The organism is Microbacterium sp. NPDC056234, assembly GCF_042267585.1.
In the GTDB taxonomy this organism is placed as follows: domain Bacteria; phylum Actinomycetota; class Actinomycetes; order Actinomycetales; family Microbacteriaceae; genus Microbacterium.
In genome coordinates this window covers 514,600-529,112 of record NZ_JBHJTE010000003.1, presented here as the reverse complement: position 1 = coordinate 529,112, position 14,513 = coordinate 514,600, and the positions used below count along the sequence as shown (strand labels likewise).

At 68.3% G+C, this 14,513-nt stretch carries 12 protein-coding genes; 7 read left to right on the top strand and 5 right to left on the bottom strand.

The window, feature by feature from the left end; translation table 11 throughout:
* Nucleotides 1–50: 50 nt before the first annotated feature.
* The gene (locus ACFCYE_RS11840) at nucleotides 51–314 is read right to left on the bottom strand and encodes a glutaredoxin family protein (protein WP_376178936.1); all 264 of its coding nucleotides are present in this window, start codon (nucleotides 312–314) and stop codon (nucleotides 51–53) included.
* A 49-nt stretch (nucleotides 315–363) separates the two neighbouring features.
* On the bottom strand, nucleotides 364–816 hold the full coding sequence (locus ACFCYE_RS11835) for an adenylyltransferase/cytidyltransferase family protein (RefSeq protein ID WP_376178934.1): 453 nt from the start codon (nucleotides 814–816) through the stop codon (nucleotides 364–366).
* A 149-nt stretch (nucleotides 817–965) separates the two neighbouring features.
* On the opposite strand from ACFCYE_RS11835, the gene ACFCYE_RS11830 reads away from it, so the two are divergent.
* Complete coding sequence (locus tag ACFCYE_RS11830; protein ID WP_376178932.1) at nucleotides 966–2,189, top strand: glycosyltransferase; 1,224 nt, start codon at nucleotides 966–968, stop codon at nucleotides 2,187–2,189.
* Between the two features lie 18 nt (nucleotides 2,190–2,207).
* Here the strand turns inward: ACFCYE_RS11830 and ACFCYE_RS11825 are convergent, their stop codons facing one another.
* Genes ACFCYE_RS11825 through ACFCYE_RS11815 form a run of 3 tightly spaced genes read right to left on the bottom strand, consistent with a single transcriptional unit; the run spans nucleotide 2,208 to nucleotide 5,523 of the window.
* On the bottom strand, nucleotides 2,208–3,539 hold the full coding sequence (locus tag ACFCYE_RS11825) for a phenylacetate--CoA ligase family protein (protein WP_376178930.1): 1,332 nt from the start codon (nucleotides 3,537–3,539) through the stop codon (nucleotides 2,208–2,210).
* 8 nt (nucleotides 3,540–3,547) lie between these two features.
* Complete coding sequence (locus ACFCYE_RS11820; protein WP_376178929.1) at nucleotides 3,548–4,486, bottom strand: glycosyltransferase family 2 protein; 939 nt, start codon at nucleotides 4,484–4,486, stop codon at nucleotides 3,548–3,550.
* A complete protein-coding gene (locus ACFCYE_RS11815; RefSeq protein WP_376178928.1) occupies nucleotides 4,483–5,523 on the bottom strand; it encodes a glycosyl transferase in 1,041 nt (346 codons plus the stop codon). The genes ACFCYE_RS11820 and ACFCYE_RS11815 overlap by 4 nt, the downstream gene beginning before the upstream one ends.
* Before the next feature lie 149 nt (nucleotides 5,524–5,672).
* Between ACFCYE_RS11815 and ACFCYE_RS11810 the strand changes: the two genes are divergently transcribed.
* The 6 genes from ACFCYE_RS11810 (at nucleotide 5,673) to ACFCYE_RS11785 (ending at nucleotide 14,470) form a co-directional block, all read left to right on the top strand.
* The gene (locus ACFCYE_RS11810; protein WP_376178926.1) at nucleotides 5,673–6,407 is read left to right on the top strand and encodes a CDP-alcohol phosphatidyltransferase family protein; all 735 of its coding nucleotides are present in this window, start codon (nucleotides 5,673–5,675) and stop codon (nucleotides 6,405–6,407) included.
* 2 nt (nucleotides 6,408–6,409) lie between these two features.
* The gene (locus ACFCYE_RS11805; protein ID WP_376178925.1) at nucleotides 6,410–7,585 is read left to right on the top strand and encodes a glycosyltransferase family 4 protein; all 1,176 of its coding nucleotides are present in this window, start codon (nucleotides 6,410–6,412) and stop codon (nucleotides 7,583–7,585) included.
* Nucleotides 7,582–8,484, top strand: coding sequence for a glycosyltransferase family 2 protein (locus tag ACFCYE_RS11800; protein WP_376178922.1), 903 nt, complete (start codon nucleotides 7,582–7,584; stop codon nucleotides 8,482–8,484). The genes ACFCYE_RS11805 and ACFCYE_RS11800 overlap by 4 nt, the downstream gene beginning before the upstream one ends.
* Nucleotides 8,481–9,092 carry a hypothetical protein gene (locus ACFCYE_RS11795; RefSeq protein ID WP_376178921.1) on the top strand — a complete coding sequence of 204 codons (612 nt, stop codon included), beginning with the start codon at nucleotides 8,481–8,483 and terminating at the stop codon, nucleotides 9,090–9,092. The genes ACFCYE_RS11800 and ACFCYE_RS11795 overlap by 4 nt, the downstream gene beginning before the upstream one ends.
* Before the next feature lie 256 nt (nucleotides 9,093–9,348).
* Nucleotides 9,349–9,798, top strand: coding sequence for a hypothetical protein (locus tag ACFCYE_RS11790; protein ID WP_376178919.1), 450 nt, complete (start codon nucleotides 9,349–9,351; stop codon nucleotides 9,796–9,798).
* A gap of 1 nt (nucleotide 9,799) precedes the next feature.
* Nucleotides 9,800–14,470 (top strand): PKD domain-containing protein, encoded by a 4,671-nt coding sequence (locus ACFCYE_RS11785; protein WP_376178917.1) that lies wholly within the window; start codon nucleotides 9,800–9,802, stop codon nucleotides 14,468–14,470.
* The last annotated feature ends 43 nt before the right edge of the window (nucleotides 14,471–14,513 follow it).

The following is a 14,513-nucleotide window of genomic DNA, read 5'->3' as shown; positions in this document are numbered from 1 at the left end:
CCCTGTCGCGGTGGTCTCAGCCTATGCCGCGCGGGTGCTGCTGCCGGCCGTCAGATCAGTGACAGCTCGCGCAGCTTCGATTCGACGTCCGCGTTCGACGGCTCGACGTGGTGCGACGCATCCGGGTAGACGACGACCGGGATGTTCGTGCGTCCCGAGATCTCCTTGGCGACGTCGGCGGCGGACGGGTCCGCCACGAGATCGATGTAGGTGTAGCCGATGCCGAGTTCGTCGAGCTGCCTCTTGGTGCGGATGCAGTCGCGGCACCAGTCGGCGCCGAACAGGGTGATCGAGTCAGTCGCGGGGGTGGTCATGTATCCAGGATATGGCGCTCCGGCTGAGTGGGCTCCGGAGGCCGCCGCGCTATCGTTGCGCGGCCAGCGCTGGCACGGCACCGGCGGTGAGCGCATCCAGTGCTCGGCGCAGTGCGGTGCTGGACGTATGCGCCGTGTAGGGGAAGTACACGACTTCCACGCCGACGGCGTCGAACTCGCGCTCCAGCCGGAGGCCCTTCTCGGTGCCGCGCCAATCGTCGCCCTTGAAGAAGTGCGTGAACCCGACGTCGCGCCAGGCATCCATCTTCGACGGCGTCGTCTCGACGTGCACGTCGTCGACGAAGGCGATGTGCCGCACGATCTCCGCGCGTTCCGCGGTCGGGATCAGTGCTTCGATGCCCTTCACCTCGCGGAGCATCTCATCGCTCACCACTCCGGCGACGAGCACGTCGCAGTGCTGTTTCGCATGGCGGAGCAGATTCAGATGTCCCACATGGAACAGGTCGAAAGCCCCGGCGGCATAGCCGATACGCGTCCCCATGATCTCCCCAGATCAGATTCCCCAGAAGGACGGCCCCCACGGCCGTCAACGACTCCCATAGCCGTATCCGCTCAGTGTAGCCATCGGGGAGCGAACGCGCACCACTTTTCCGACGCGGCGCGAAGCCGCAGCGGGACGTGAAACGATGGATGCCGACATCCGGAGTGCGGGGAGGGGGACACGTGGCACTCGACGTCACCGTGATCGTCCCGACCTTCAACGAGCGGGACAACATCGTCGAACTCGTCGCGCGCGTCAGCGCCGCGCTCGAGGGGCGTCGAGCCGAGATCCTCGTCGTCGATGACAGCACGGACTCCACCGCCGCCGAGGTCGAGCGGGTCGCGGCATCCGCATCTCTCCCGGTTCGGGTGATCCATCGCGAGCACAACACCGGAGGCCTCGGCGGGGCCGTGGTGCTCGGCCTGGCCGAGGCCGACGCGGACATCTGCGTCGTCATGGACGGCGACCTGCAGCATCCGCCCGAACTCATCCCCGCGATGCTCGACCGGCACGCGCACGGGGATGCCGACGTCGTGGCGGCGTCCCGGTACATCGGCGGCGGGGACTCGCAGGGCCTCGGCACGGCCATGCGCTTCGGCGTCTCGCGCGCGGCGACCTGGCTGACGAAGGCGATGTTCCCGAGGCGGCTCTCGCGCAGCACCGACCCGATGACCGGTTACTTCCTGGTGGACCGTCGGCGGATCGATGTCGCCGAGCTCAAACCGCAGGGATTCAAGATCCTGCTGGAGATCCTCGCCCGCTCCGACGTGCGCATCGCCGAGGTGCCGATGGAGTTCGCCGAGCGCCGTCACGGCGCTTCGAAGGCGAGCCTGCGCCAGGGGGCGACGTTCGTCGCGCACCTGACCCGTCTGCGATTCGGCAAGATGTCGCTGTTCGCCCTGATCGGCCTGTTCGGTGCGGTCGCGAACCTGGCGATCATGTGGCTGCTGACCTCGGCCGGCATGCCGTACGTCTGGGCGGCGATCATCGGCGCCGAGGCGACCATCGTCGGCAATTTCCTGCTGCAGGAGCGCTTCGTCTTCGCCGACATGCGTTCGGATGCCCGCGGGCTGGGTGCGCGGTTCGCCGCGTCGTTCGCCTTCAACAACGTCGAGGCCGCGCTGCGGATCCCGGTGATGGCGCTCATGGTGGAGTCCTGGCACATCTCCAGCGTGCTCGCGACCGCGATCTCTCTCGTCGTGGCGTTCTTCGCCCGGTTCCTGTTCCACTCGCTGGTCGTCTACGCGCCCCGACGCGCGCGTGCGGGTCGTGAGGAAGCCGAGTCGGCGGGTGCCGAGCCGAAGCCGGACACCGCCGCACTGCGGATCATCCGGGCGATCGACGCCGAGGCGATGAAGCCGGGGGAGCTCTAGGAGGCCTGAGCGGCGCGCTCAGGACACGACGTCGCTGATCACGTACTTCACCTTGCCGCCGGTGTACGGAAGTGCATCGACGTACGCGATCGACACGGGCACTTCGTGGCGGATCCGCTCGCGCAGGGCCGCCACGGCGGCTTCCACGTGGATCATGGCATCCGTCTGCGCCCCTAGAACGACGCGGATGACGATGGAATGGTCGGACAGCTGATGGATCTGGAACAGCCGGACCGCTTCCGGGTGCGCGCCGAACATCCCCATCAGGCGGTGCGCGAGCACAGCTCCGCTCGGCAGTCGGATCAGGTCGGTCGTGCGGCCCTGGGGCTGCTCCATCATCGGCAGCGATCGGCCGCACGCGCACCGGGGGTTGTCGCGCAGAATGCCGCGGTCCCCGGTGCGGTACCGGATCATCGGGAACACCCTGTTGCGCAGATCCGTGATGACGAGGTCTCCGACCTCACCAGGGGGAACCGGCAGTCCATCGTCGCCGATCGCCTCGATCCGTCGCACATCGGAGAACACATGCAGGCCGTCGCGGAGCTCGCACTCGCCGGCCATCCATCCGAACTCGGAGCCGCGGTACTCGTCGTACACGGGCGCTCCGAAAGCCTGCTCGAGGCGAGCGCGGGCGGGGCCGGTCAAGGGTGCGGCCGTCGTCGCGACGGCGAGCGGTGCCGGCACGGACAGGCCCCGGCGCTCCAGGAAGTCCGCAAACTCGAGCATGGCGCCCACGTAGCCCTCGATGAGCCGTGGGCGGGTGCGCTGCAGGTCGCGATGGAACGCCACCATCGTCTCGTCCGAGATGAGACCGGCATCCAAGTACACCTGCCGGGTGGGCCACCACGCGATGTCGTTCTTGAGCGTCGCGAGCCTACTGAAATTCCATCGCCCGATCCGTGCCAGGTCGTCATGGGCGTCGATGCCCCACCACGCGTACATGCGCCAGCTCAATGCCAGCGCAGGCACGCGTGCGTCGTGCATCGTACGCAGCGGCTCACCCGTGCTGCCGCCCGTGAGAGCGGGGCGCACGTTCGCGCCGGTGGCCTCCGGCGTCGGGAAACGCTCCGCGTGCTCTTTGATCGTCGCGCGATCGAGGATCGGAAGGCGGGTCCATGCCTCCGGATCCCGCAGAGTGTTCGGATCGACTCCCAAGGCGCCGTAGGTCGCTGCGTAATAGGGCGACGACCGCATCGCGAACGCCACGACCTCGGTCGCCAACCGATCCTGCTCCTGCTGGAGCTGCTCGGGGTCGAGACGTTCGTTGCGCAGCAGTTCTGCGTGGAACGCTCCGGTCCTCCTGCGAACGGTCGCGGCCTTCGCACGGAACAGTGCTCGCTTCAGTGACATGTCCTGCCTCAGCTCGTCTCGGCGCCGTCGCGGGCGTATTCCGGCGTGATGCGTCCTATGGCGCCGAGGATACGCCCCTGGGCGAACCAGGTGCGCCGGCGCAGCGTCGCATTGCGGGGAAGATCGGAGAGCGCGCGCGCCACGAGGGCGGCCGTGCCGAAGAGGAGGAACCGAGCGACGCCGCCGGCGAGGTGCACAGCGCGGCCGACGATTCGCCGCGGCAGCGACCCGCCTCTGGTGAGCAGCAGCACCCGCGCCTGCCCCTGAGAGATCGTGCGGCGACGGACGAACGGCCTGGTCGTCCGCTCGACAGGCACGTCGTCACGGGCGACGGACTTGGCGGCGGCGACGATGAGGCCGCCCTGCGCGCGCAATTCCCTGCCGAAGAGCAGATCCTCCCCGCCCATCAATCCCAGCGAGACATCGAAGCGCACCCCGAGGTCCCGCACCTGGGCGACATCGAACAGGACATTGCCGGTGGAGATGCTCTGCAGCACTGTGCCCGTCGGCGGGTGATCGCGGCGCATAAACCCGCCAGCGCGGATCCATGGGTCGGTGCCGTCGGGCCAGACGTACCGGACATACCCGACCACGACCGCCGCGTGCGTGTCCGACCAGGTGCCGACCAGCGCGTCCAGCCAGCCCGGTTCGGGGACGACATCGTCGTCGATCATGATCAGCAGCTCATCGGAAGCCGCGGCATCCAACGCATGTTGCCGCACGGCGGCGATCCCCGGGGTCGCCTCGTGGAGGTAGCCGACGCCGGATCGTGCCGCTTCCTCCTCCGCCGAGCGTTCGGGATCGTTGTCGATCACCACGACCCGCGTGGGTGCCTCGGAGCCCGCGCACTGGGCGAGAATTTCCGCGATCAACGGCGCGAGCAGAGCGGTGCGCCGGTACGTCGGCACCACGATCAGGACCGACGGCCAGGTCTGCGTCGGCGTCATCGCCCGGCACCCCGGCGGTGCATCACACCGCGCCGGAACGCTTCCAGATGAGCGGTCCCCGCACGATCCCAGTCTCGCGCCGACAGATCCGGTGGCGTGGAGGGGGAGGAGCGGATGCCGTCGGCGAAGCCGCGCAGATCTGTGGCGTCGAGATCGTCGTCGAACATCGTGATCCAACCAGGGCCGACCTCGACGGCCAACGCCTCGTTGACAGGAGTGCGCGGCACGAGAACCGGTCGCCCCAGGGAGAGCACGGCCAGAACCGTGCCCGAGTTGTGCATGAAACGGTAGGGCAGCACGATGCCCCCACTGCGCATGACGGCCCGTGCGAAGTCGTCCTCCGAGAGGTAGCGCAGGTCCAGCCGGATACGTGTGTCGGCCGCCGCATCCGTCCGGATCTCGTCGGCCAGCTCCGAGCTCGTCGGGTTCCCGGCGATATGCAGCCGCAGGTGCGGCGCATCCGAGGCCGTCAGGCGGAAGACCCGGACGAGGTCTTCGACGCCCTTGTACCGTCGGATCAGACCGACGAAACCAAATGTGTCGGGTGACGCGTGCTCCAGCGCGACACTCGCGAACCAGTCGCGGTAGTGGCCGTGCGGGATGAGCGTTGCCTCGGTGCGCGGTGGAAGCTCGGTCTGCTCGTTGAGAACGATGCGGTGATCCGTGCGCCGCTCGATCCACTCGAGGTATCGGCGCTGCCAGGGCGTCACGTCCTTGGGCAATTCGACATTGTGCACAGTGCGGATGATCGCGATGCGACTCGTCGACAGGCGCAGGCGCAGGGCGACGGCGTACAGGCGACGGGCCAGACCGCGCGCACCGCGTCCGGTTCCGAACAGCGTCTCCGGCCAGTGGAACTGCAGTGCGTCCAGCCTGCCGAACAGGGCGGCGCGACGGTCGAATCGCCGGTGCTCGAGCCCGTCTGTCCCCTCGAGTGCGGCATCCAGCATGTGGATGTACGGATTCGACGTCGACCGTGGTGCGCCGAACGATTGCATCACCCGCAGCGGTCGTGTTCCCCCAGAACTGGTCCCCATGGCGTCAAGTGTGCCAGCAAGCGCCGCATCCCGTCGCCCCCGGACGCGTGATGGCAGTGCGCGCGAGCTGTCGACCCTCTACACTGTTCGCATACGGCGGCCGGGGTTCTGGGGAGAGCCCGCTGTCTTCGACTTGTGGGGAGTCAATCATGTCAACATCCTTTGCGGGTGCCTATCGCCAGCTTGCCGACGCGCAGAAAGGACATGCGCGCGGCGCACCTGCGTACTCGGTCTACGTCAACCGACGGATCGGTCGCACGCTCGCGGCCTGGGCATACCGTGCGGGGCTGACACCCAATCAGGTCACGGCGATCAGCGCCGTGAACACCTTCGCGGCCCTTGCGCTTCTCATGCTGCTGCCAGCACACGGGTGGACCGGAGTGCTGGTTGCCGTCCTGCTCACCCTCGGCTATGCCTGGGACTCGGCTGACGGGCAGCTCGCACGTCTGCGCGGCGCCGGGAGCCTCGCCGGCGAATGGCTGGACCACTTCGTCGACGCCGTGAAGATCGCCTCGCTGCACCTTGCCGTTCTCGTCGCGCTGCAGCTGCACACGCCCCTCGCGGGCACGCCCTGGCTGCTCGTGCCGCTGGGCTTCTCCGTCGTCGCGGTGGTGACCTTCTTCGGGATGCTGCTGAACGACCTGCTCAAGAGCAAGAAGGGCGTCTCATCGACGCACGCCCGCGGCGGAGGGACCCTCCTACGATCGGCAGTCCTGCTTCCCACGGACTTCGGGATGGTGTGCCTGGTGTTCGTGCTCTGGGGATGGACTGCGGGTTTCCTCGTCGCCTACACGGCGCTCGCGATCGCCGGCGCAGCGTTCCTCGCCCTCGCGGCCGTACGGTGGTTCCACGAGATCGCCGCGCTCGACCGGGAAGAGGCCTGAGGATGCGGATACTGCTCAACTTTCCGTATGCGCTGGGCCGGGTGGGAGTCGGGCGCACCGCGCTCGAGCAGGTCGAGGGGCTCAGGGACCGAGGGCATGATGTCCTCGTATCGGCTCCTCTGCTCGCTCCAGGGCTCCCGTCGCCTGTGGGCGTCAAGATCCTCGAAACGCGCCGCGTCGCAGGTTCCCTCATCCCGTCGAGGATGCTGCGGACGGCCGCTCTGCGACTCGCACTGCATGACCGCCGGACGATGGCGTGGCTGCGGCGGGAGAACCGCAGTGCGCCGATCGATGTGCTCCACAGTTGGCCGCTCTCTGGTGTACGCACCATGCGCGAGGCCCGCTCGCTCGGTGTGACCGTGCTGCGCGAGGCTCCGAACACGCATACGGCGCATGCCTATGACGTCGTGGAGCGCGAGGCTGCGTCGCTCGGGCTGCACATCCCCGTCGGGAATTCGCACCACCGCGATCCTGCGCATCTGCGCGCAGAGGAATTGGAATGGGCGCTGGCGAACGTGATACTCGCCCCGTCGGACGCCGTAGCCGAGTCCTTCCGCGAACAGGGTTTCTCTGCCGACCGAGTTCTGCGGCATCGCTACGGCTGCACGCTCGGAGAGCAGGTGGCAGAACGTGCGGATGGGCCGTTGCGCGTCCTTTTCCTGGGGGCCGCGGAACCGCGCAAGGGACTGCATCACGGACTCGAGGCCTGGAGACGGTCGATCGCGTCTCGGGAGGGGACGCTGCAGATCGCCGGAACCTTCATGCCCGGCTACCGGGAGGCCATCCACGACCTGCTGGATTCCCCGTCCGTGTGCGTGCTCGGTTTCGTGGCGGAGCCGGCGGCTCTGCTGGCGCGGGCCGACGTGCTGCTGCTGCCATCCGTCGAGGAGGGGAGCGCGATCGTCACATACGAAGCGCAGGCGGCCGGCTGCATCCCGCTGGTGTCGCGTGCTGCAGGCGCGCACCTCGAACCGGGCGTGCACGGATTCGTGCACGAGACCGGAGACGTCGCGGAACTGACACGACAGTTGGACCGCCTGGCGACGGATCCAGGACAGCGTCGGCGCATGCGGGAGGCATGCACCGCTGACCGTTCTCGACTGGGCTGGGACGCGGCGGCGCTCGCGCTCGAACAGGCCTACCTGACCGCGGCGGGCCGCAACAGGGTGCACGCATGACTCCCTTCGCGATCATCACGGTCAACTTCGGGTCGAGCGCACTCATCGAACGAAACGCGGGAACCTTGAGCCTGCCGGACGGCGGTCGGCTCGTGATCGTCGACTGCTTCGCGGGGGACGACGAGCGGACGCGCATCATCGCGGTTGCCGAACGCCTGGGCGCCGAATGCGTTCTTCTCGACGACAATCGTGGCTACGGCGGCGGTACGAACGCCGGGGCGCGCCGCGCACTTGAACTCGGTGCTCAGGTGCTGGTGCCGCTGAATCCGGACGCGCGCATCAGCGAGGACGATCTGATGCTGCTCGTCCAGAACGCGAGTGATTCGCGCGCGCTGATCTCGCCGCGCATCGTGACCGGCACCGGTCGGCCGTGGTTCGCCGGAGCGGATCTGTACCTCGACGACGGCACCACGGCAGGACGCCAGGTACGTCGCAACCGTGAGGGGCGTCCGCGGCGCGAATGGGCGACCGGGGCCTGCTTCGCGATCTCAGCAGCGCTGTGGGAGGCGGTCGGGGGCTTCGACGAGGACTACTTCCTGTACTGGGAGGACATCGATCTGTCGCACCGAGTGCTCGACGCGGGCGGAGTGCTCACGTCATCGGAGGCGCTGGTGATCCACGACGAAGGCGGCACGCACGCCTCCCAGCGCGCCGGGCGCGGCAAATCCGAGACTTACTACTATTACAACATCCGCAATCGGATGCTGTACGCGCAGAAGCACCTCGATGCGGACGCCGTACGGCATTGGTCGGTCAGTGCTCCGCGGGTCGGCTATCAGGTCCTTCTGCAAGGAGGAAGGCGGCAGCTGCTGTCTCCGAAACCGTGGCGAGCTCTTCTTCGCGGCCTGCGCGACGCACGGCGCATCGCCCGCCATCGTCCGGGCGCGGTGGCCCGATGAGTTCGAGCGGAGTTCTCATCGTATGCGAAGCGAATGTCTGCCGCTCCGTCGTCGCACAGCTCGTGATCATCGAGCAACTGCGCGCCCATCGGGGCTTCGAGAGCGTGGCGGTGCGCAGCCGCGGTGTGAATGCCGAGCCCGGACTCGCAGCCTGCCGCCTGGCCGAGCGACTGCGCTCGACGGAGGACTGGGAGCAGCAGGCGGCATCGCATCGCGCGACGCGGCTCGAAGAAGCGGATGTCCGTGACGCGTCACTCGTGCTTACGGCATCCGGCAGCGTACGCGCCGCCGTGACGGCGCTCGTGCCGGAGGCTCGACGACGGGTGTTCACGCTGCGTGAGGCGGTGTGGTTGAGCGACGGATACGCCTCATCCGACTGCCTGGCGGGGGAGGCGGCGCTGGACTCGTACGTCGCCCATCTGGATGATCGGCGTGGACTGCAGCCGATGCCTGCTCAGCGCCGCCGGCTCTGGCACCGCACGACCGATCCGCTCGATGTCCTTGACGGACACCTGATCGGCACGCGCGCCCACGCGACGACCATCCGAGATGTCGAGAGCTTGTCGCGGCAGATCGTGACCGGGATGACGCGCAGCGGCGTGACCTGAAAATCATGGACAAGCTCGCCCGTCGGCGAGTAGGATGCACGCTGTACGGCTTAGGGGAGCCGTGCACTGGGGAAACTGGGGAATAATCGTGAACCGTTATCGGTGCACGCGTCGGACGGGGAGTTCGACGCTGTCAAAGTTCATCGCGAGCACGGCTGCCGTGGGAGCACTGCTTCTCATGGCCGCCTGCGCGCCAACGCCGCCTCAAGCCGAGGTTTCGCCTTCGCCGCGACCATCGCAGGTTCTGCCGCCGGGGGTGGATGAAGCGGACACCACCACGGCGGTCGACGGTCCGACCGAGCCCGTTCCGCTCCCGACGCAGGAGGCGAGCCTCGACGAGGCCGTCGCCTTCGATACCGGCATCACGGTCGAGATCACCTCGGTCGACGCGACGGAGGTCGAGGCCTCGACACCCGGTGAGGTCTCCGGCACTGCGGTGACCGTGACCGTCACCGCGACCAACGCAGGCCCGGAGCCTCAGGAACTGGCCTCCGCCGTCGTCACGCTCGTCGCCGGCGACGGCGAACTCGGCATCGGTACGACCGCCGGCGCTCCGGATCCGTTCGGAGAAGTCGTCGAGCCAGGAGAGACCCGGGAGGGCACGTACGTGTTCATGCTCGCCGAGCCACAAGGGCGCGATGTCACCGTGTCAGTCAACTACGCCGCAGGCGAGCCCGTGGCCGTCTTCACCGGAAAGGTTGTCTGACATGACGAACTCCAGCTCGATTCGCAGCATCCGCTGGCGCGGTTCCGTCGCACTCCTGCTCGCCGGCGTCCTGGGCATCGCGGGTGTGCTCGTCGCGCCTGTGGGCGCGGCGACGGCCGCAGTGCCGACGACGAAGGCGCCGTTCCTCCAGCGCACTGATGACGTCGTCACAGCAGATCCGTTGCCGACTGTGCAGATCGATTCGGGTTACGTCTGGGCCCAGACGACCATCGGCAACACCGTGTACGCCGCCGGCTCGTTCTCGAATGCGCGCGCCGCGCTCGCCGAGCCAGGAACGAACCTGACGCCGCGGACGAACATCCTCGCCTTCGACATCACGACGGGCAACCTGTTGCCCTTCGCCCCTCAGGTGAACGGCGTGATCAAGGCTGTCGCTGCTTCGCCGGACGGATCCCGGATCTACATCGGCGGATCGTTCAACCAGGTCAACGGCCAGACACGATGGGGCATCGCGGCGCTCGATGCTCAGACCGGCGCGCTGGTGCCCGGATTCACGCCGTCGATCGGCGGCAGCGGCGTGTACGGTCTGGCGGTGACGGCCGACACCATCTACGTCGCCGGTTCGTTCACGCAGGCCAACGGGACGGCGCGGGCCAACCTCGCGGCGTTCGCGACGGCGAACGGCGCACTGCGTCCCTGGGCGCCGACCACCGATCAGCAGGCCGACGCGATCGTCGTGGACCCGGGCGGCCAGCACATCATCGCCGCAGGACGGTTCTACCTCGTCAACGGCGTGGTTCAGCGCGGCATGGCGGCTCTCGACCCGTCATCGGGCGCGATCGACACCGGCTGGGCGGCCTCGGACACCGTCGTCAACGGATGGAACACCGGCGCCAGCGCCGGTAAAGCGGGCATCTTCACGCTCGCGACGGATGCGTCGGGCGTGTACGGCACCGGCTGGGTGTTCGCGGACGCGACCGTCGGCAATCTCGAGGGGACCTTCGCCGCCGAGGCCGGGACCGGCGATATCCGCTGGGTCACCGACTGTCATGGCGATCACTACGGGGTCTACTCGACGGGCGAGACCGTCTATTCGACCAGCCACACCCATGCCTGTGAGACGGTCAACCTCTGGCCAGAGCAGAGCCCGCGCGCGTATCGATACATCGAGGCCTTCACGGCGACGGCAGAGGGAACGCTCACGCGCAGTCAGACCGCCGGCGGCCTCTACGCCGACTGGAGCGGCACGCCCTCACCATCGGCTTACGCCTGGTATCCGGACTTCACCGTCGGCACGGCCTCGGGCCTCGGTCAGGCGGGTCTGTCGATCACCGGGACAGGCGACTTCATCGCGGTCGCGGGTGAATTCGGCAGTGTCAACAATCAGCGCTACCAGGGCATCGTCCGTTTCTCCACGAATCCGCCGAGCGGCGCCAAGCAGGGGCCGCGACTCAACTCGACCACATGGGCGGCTCCGACCGCCTCCATTGCTGCGCCGGGGCGCATTCGCGTGTCGATCCCGACCAACTGGGATCGCGACGACCGGGACCTGACGTATCAGCTCCTCCGCTCCGGGACGCAGCAGCCGGTGGACCAGATCACCCTGCCCAGCGGGTGGTGGACGCGTTCCACAGCGGTCCTGAGCGACAGCGGTCTACAGGCCGGCGCCACGCACACGTATACGGTGCGAGCCGTCGACGCGGATGGGAACGCGGTGGTCAGTCGGGCGGTCACCGCGACAGTGGGGAACGGCACGTCGTCGCCCTACGCCGACCTCGTTCTGGATGACCGTGCGCAGGTCTATTACCCGCTCGGCACGATCACCTCGAACTGGGGTGCCGGAGGGGCGCCGGTCATCGGCGGGTCGGTGAGCAGCACCACGCCTGGCGCGGTGGCGGGCAGCACCGGCCTGTCCGCTTCCGCCTTCGCTGGAGGCTCGGGCGGCCGAGTCTCATCGTCGCCGTCGAGTGCCCCCATCGACGACTTCGCCGTCGAGACATGGTTCAAGACCAGCACCAATCGGGGCGGAAAGATCTTCGGCTGGGGAAATCAGCAGACGGGTTCCTCAGGGTCCTATGACCGGCATGTGTACATGCAGAACAACGGGCGACTTACATTCGGCGTGCACCCGGGCAGCGTGAAGACGATCTCTTCGACGGCCGCGTACAACGATGCGAAGTGGCACCATGTCGTCGCCACACTCGGCGACGGCGGGATGGCTCTGTACGTCGATGGGCAGGCCGTCGCGAGTGATCCGGCCGTCACGACCGCTGAGACATACAACGGCTATTGGCGGGTCGGCGGTGACAACCTCGGTGGATGGCCGAATCAGCCGACCAACACCTACTTCGTCGGCAGCATCGACGAATTCGCGGTGTATCCGGCCGCGCTCACCGCGGGTCAGATCATGGACCATTACGCAGCGGGCAAGAACCTGCAGGCGCCGACGGCGGCCTTCACCTCGACCGCCCAGCATCTCGCGGTCGCCTTCGACGCGTCGGCCTCATCAGCGGCCGCCGGTGAGTCGATCGTCGCCTACGCCTGGAACTGGGGCGATGGCACGTCCGCCAGCGGGATCTCGCCGACGCACACCTACGACGAGCCGGGAACCTACGACGTCACGCTGACGGTGACGGACGGCCAGGGGCTGTCCGGCGCCACCACGGAGCAGGTGACCGTACTGGCCGCCAACCAGGCGCCGACCGCCGCGCTCGTGGCGACGACCGATGGGCTGACCGCATCCGTCAGCGGGCTCGGATCGCAGGACCCGGACGGCACGATCGACTCGTACTCCTGGGACTGGGGCGACGGCACGCCAGCCGGTGCCGGTGCCACGAGCGCGCATGCGTACGCGGCAGCGGGCACCTACACGATCACGCTCACCGTCACGGACGATCGCGGTGCGACGGCGACGAGCTCCCAGCCGGTCACGGTCACGCACGAATCACCCACGCCGGCCTTCGAGGCCAGCGCTTCGGTGCTCGACGTCACAGTGGATGCAGGCGCGAGCGCGGCCTCGGACGGCGCGACGATGAGCTATGCGTGGGACTGGGGAGATGGGACGCCGGACGGATCCGGTCTCACCGCGGGCCACGCGTATGCCCAAGCGGGGGAGTACACGATCACGCTCACAGTGACTGACAGCTTCGGCGCGCACGCGACCAAGACGCGTACCGTAGCCGTGGCCGACGTCGACTTCGCGGTGCGCGATGACTTCGAACGGTCCGTGACATCCGGCTGGGGCGCTGCCGAGACCGGTGGCACCTATACGGCGACGTCGGGATCGGCTGCGGCAGGATCCGTCAGCACGGGAACCGGATTGCTGACGCTGGCCCCCGGGCACACGCGCAATATGGCGCTGCCGTCGACGACGCTCCTCGACAGCGTGGCCTCGGTGAAGTACTCGATCGATCAGGCACCCTCCACCGGGGGGTCCTATGTCGGTCTTGCCGCACGGCAGTCCGCCTCCGGCGAGTACCTCACGCGGGTCTGGCTGCGGTCGGACGGCGGAATGTGGCTCGTCGTTCAGCGAGGCAGCACGGTCGTGGCCAGCAAGGCGCTGACGTCGAAATGGGTCGCCACGGACGTCTTCAATCTCGAGGTCGAGGTGACTGGCGCCTCGCCGACCACGATTCGTGCCAAGACGTGGAAGGACGGAACCGCCGAACCCTCCGCGTGGCAGATCTCGACGACCGATTCCACGGCCGCCCAGCAGGTCGCCGGCTGGACCGGCGTGCATGCCGCGCGCGGCGGATCGACGACGTCGACCGCGGCCTTCCGCTTCGATGCGCTGCGTGTCTCCGACCTGAGCGCGCCGCAGAACGCGGCTCCGGTCGCCGCGTTCGCATCGGCGGCGGTGGATCTGGCGGTGACGGTGGATGCCGCCGGTTCCACGGACGAGGATGGCACGATCGCGTCGTACGCGTGGGACTGGGGTGACGGTACTGCGGCGGGGTCCGGTGCGGAGGCTTCGCACACGTACGCGGCAGCGGGGGCGTACACGGTGACGTTGACCGTGACCGACGACAAGGGCGCGACCGCGACGACGACGGGTGAGGTGACGGTGACCGCACCGGTGGATCCGCCGGATCCTGCGGCGACCGCATCTGACGACTTCGAGCGCACCGTGACAGGAGGCTGGGGCAACGCGGACGTCGGGGGCACATGGTCCGTCCTCTACGGCAGCGCCGCGGCCGCGTCGGTCTCGGACGGCGCCGGTCGGCTTGCGCTCGCCGCAGGCAGCACGCGCAACCTGATGCTCAACTCAGCCGCTATCCGTGACGTGGAGCTCTCCGTGGACTTCTCGCTGGACGCCGCACCGGCCGCCGGCTCGACGTATGTCGGCGTCGTGGCGAGGAGCGGGGCCACCGAGAGCTATATCGTGCGTTCGTGGCTGCACGCCAACGGCAGTGTGTGGATCGTCATCCAGCGCGGCAACACGGTGCTCAAGTCCTACCCGGTGCCCGGCATCACACGGGCGGGTGGTGACGCCTTCTCGTTGAAGGTGCGGGTCGCGGGTGCCGATGCCACCACGATCGAGGCCAAGCTCTGGCGAGCAGGGACACCGGAGCCCGCGACGTGGCAGACGACGGCGAGCGATCCGGCCGGTCTCGCAGCCGGCGCTGTCGGTGTGCATGCCAACCGGTCGTCTGCCGCCACGAGCACAGCTCTCGTGACGGTCGACCGCTTCCGCGTCGCAGACCTGGAGTGACCGCGCGGAGGTGCCGTAGGCTCGATCCGATGTCCGAGTCGGC

Excerpts from the sequence above, each read along its gene's own strand:
- ACFCYE_RS11840 (WP_376178936.1), bottom strand. The coding sequence starts at position 314 with ATGACCACCCCCGCGACTGACTCGATCACCCTGTTCGGCGCCGACTGG.
- ACFCYE_RS11835 (WP_376178934.1), bottom strand. The coding sequence starts at position 816 with ATGGGGACGCGTATCGGCTATGCCGCCGGGGCTTTCGACCTGTTCCAT.
- ACFCYE_RS11830 (WP_376178932.1), top strand. The coding sequence starts at position 966 with ATGCCGACATCCGGAGTGCGGGGAGGGGGACACGTGGCACTCGACGTC.
- ACFCYE_RS11825 (WP_376178930.1), bottom strand. The coding sequence starts at position 3,539 with ATGTCACTGAAGCGAGCACTGTTCCGTGCGAAGGCCGCGACCGTTCGC.
- ACFCYE_RS11820 (WP_376178929.1), bottom strand. The coding sequence starts at position 4,486 with ATGACGCCGACGCAGACCTGGCCGTCGGTCCTGATCGTGGTGCCGACG.
- ACFCYE_RS11815 (WP_376178928.1), bottom strand. The coding sequence starts at position 5,523 with ATGGGGACCAGTTCTGGGGGAACACGACCGCTGCGGGTGATGCAATCG.
- ACFCYE_RS11810 (WP_376178926.1), top strand. The coding sequence starts at position 5,673 with ATGTCAACATCCTTTGCGGGTGCCTATCGCCAGCTTGCCGACGCGCAG.
- ACFCYE_RS11805 (WP_376178925.1), top strand. The coding sequence starts at position 6,410 with ATGCGGATACTGCTCAACTTTCCGTATGCGCTGGGCCGGGTGGGAGTC.
- ACFCYE_RS11800 (WP_376178922.1), top strand. The coding sequence starts at position 7,582 with ATGACTCCCTTCGCGATCATCACGGTCAACTTCGGGTCGAGCGCACTC.
- ACFCYE_RS11795 (WP_376178921.1), top strand. The coding sequence starts at position 8,481 with ATGAGTTCGAGCGGAGTTCTCATCGTATGCGAAGCGAATGTCTGCCGC.
- ACFCYE_RS11785 (WP_376178917.1), top strand. The coding sequence starts at position 9,800 with ATGACGAACTCCAGCTCGATTCGCAGCATCCGCTGGCGCGGTTCCGTC.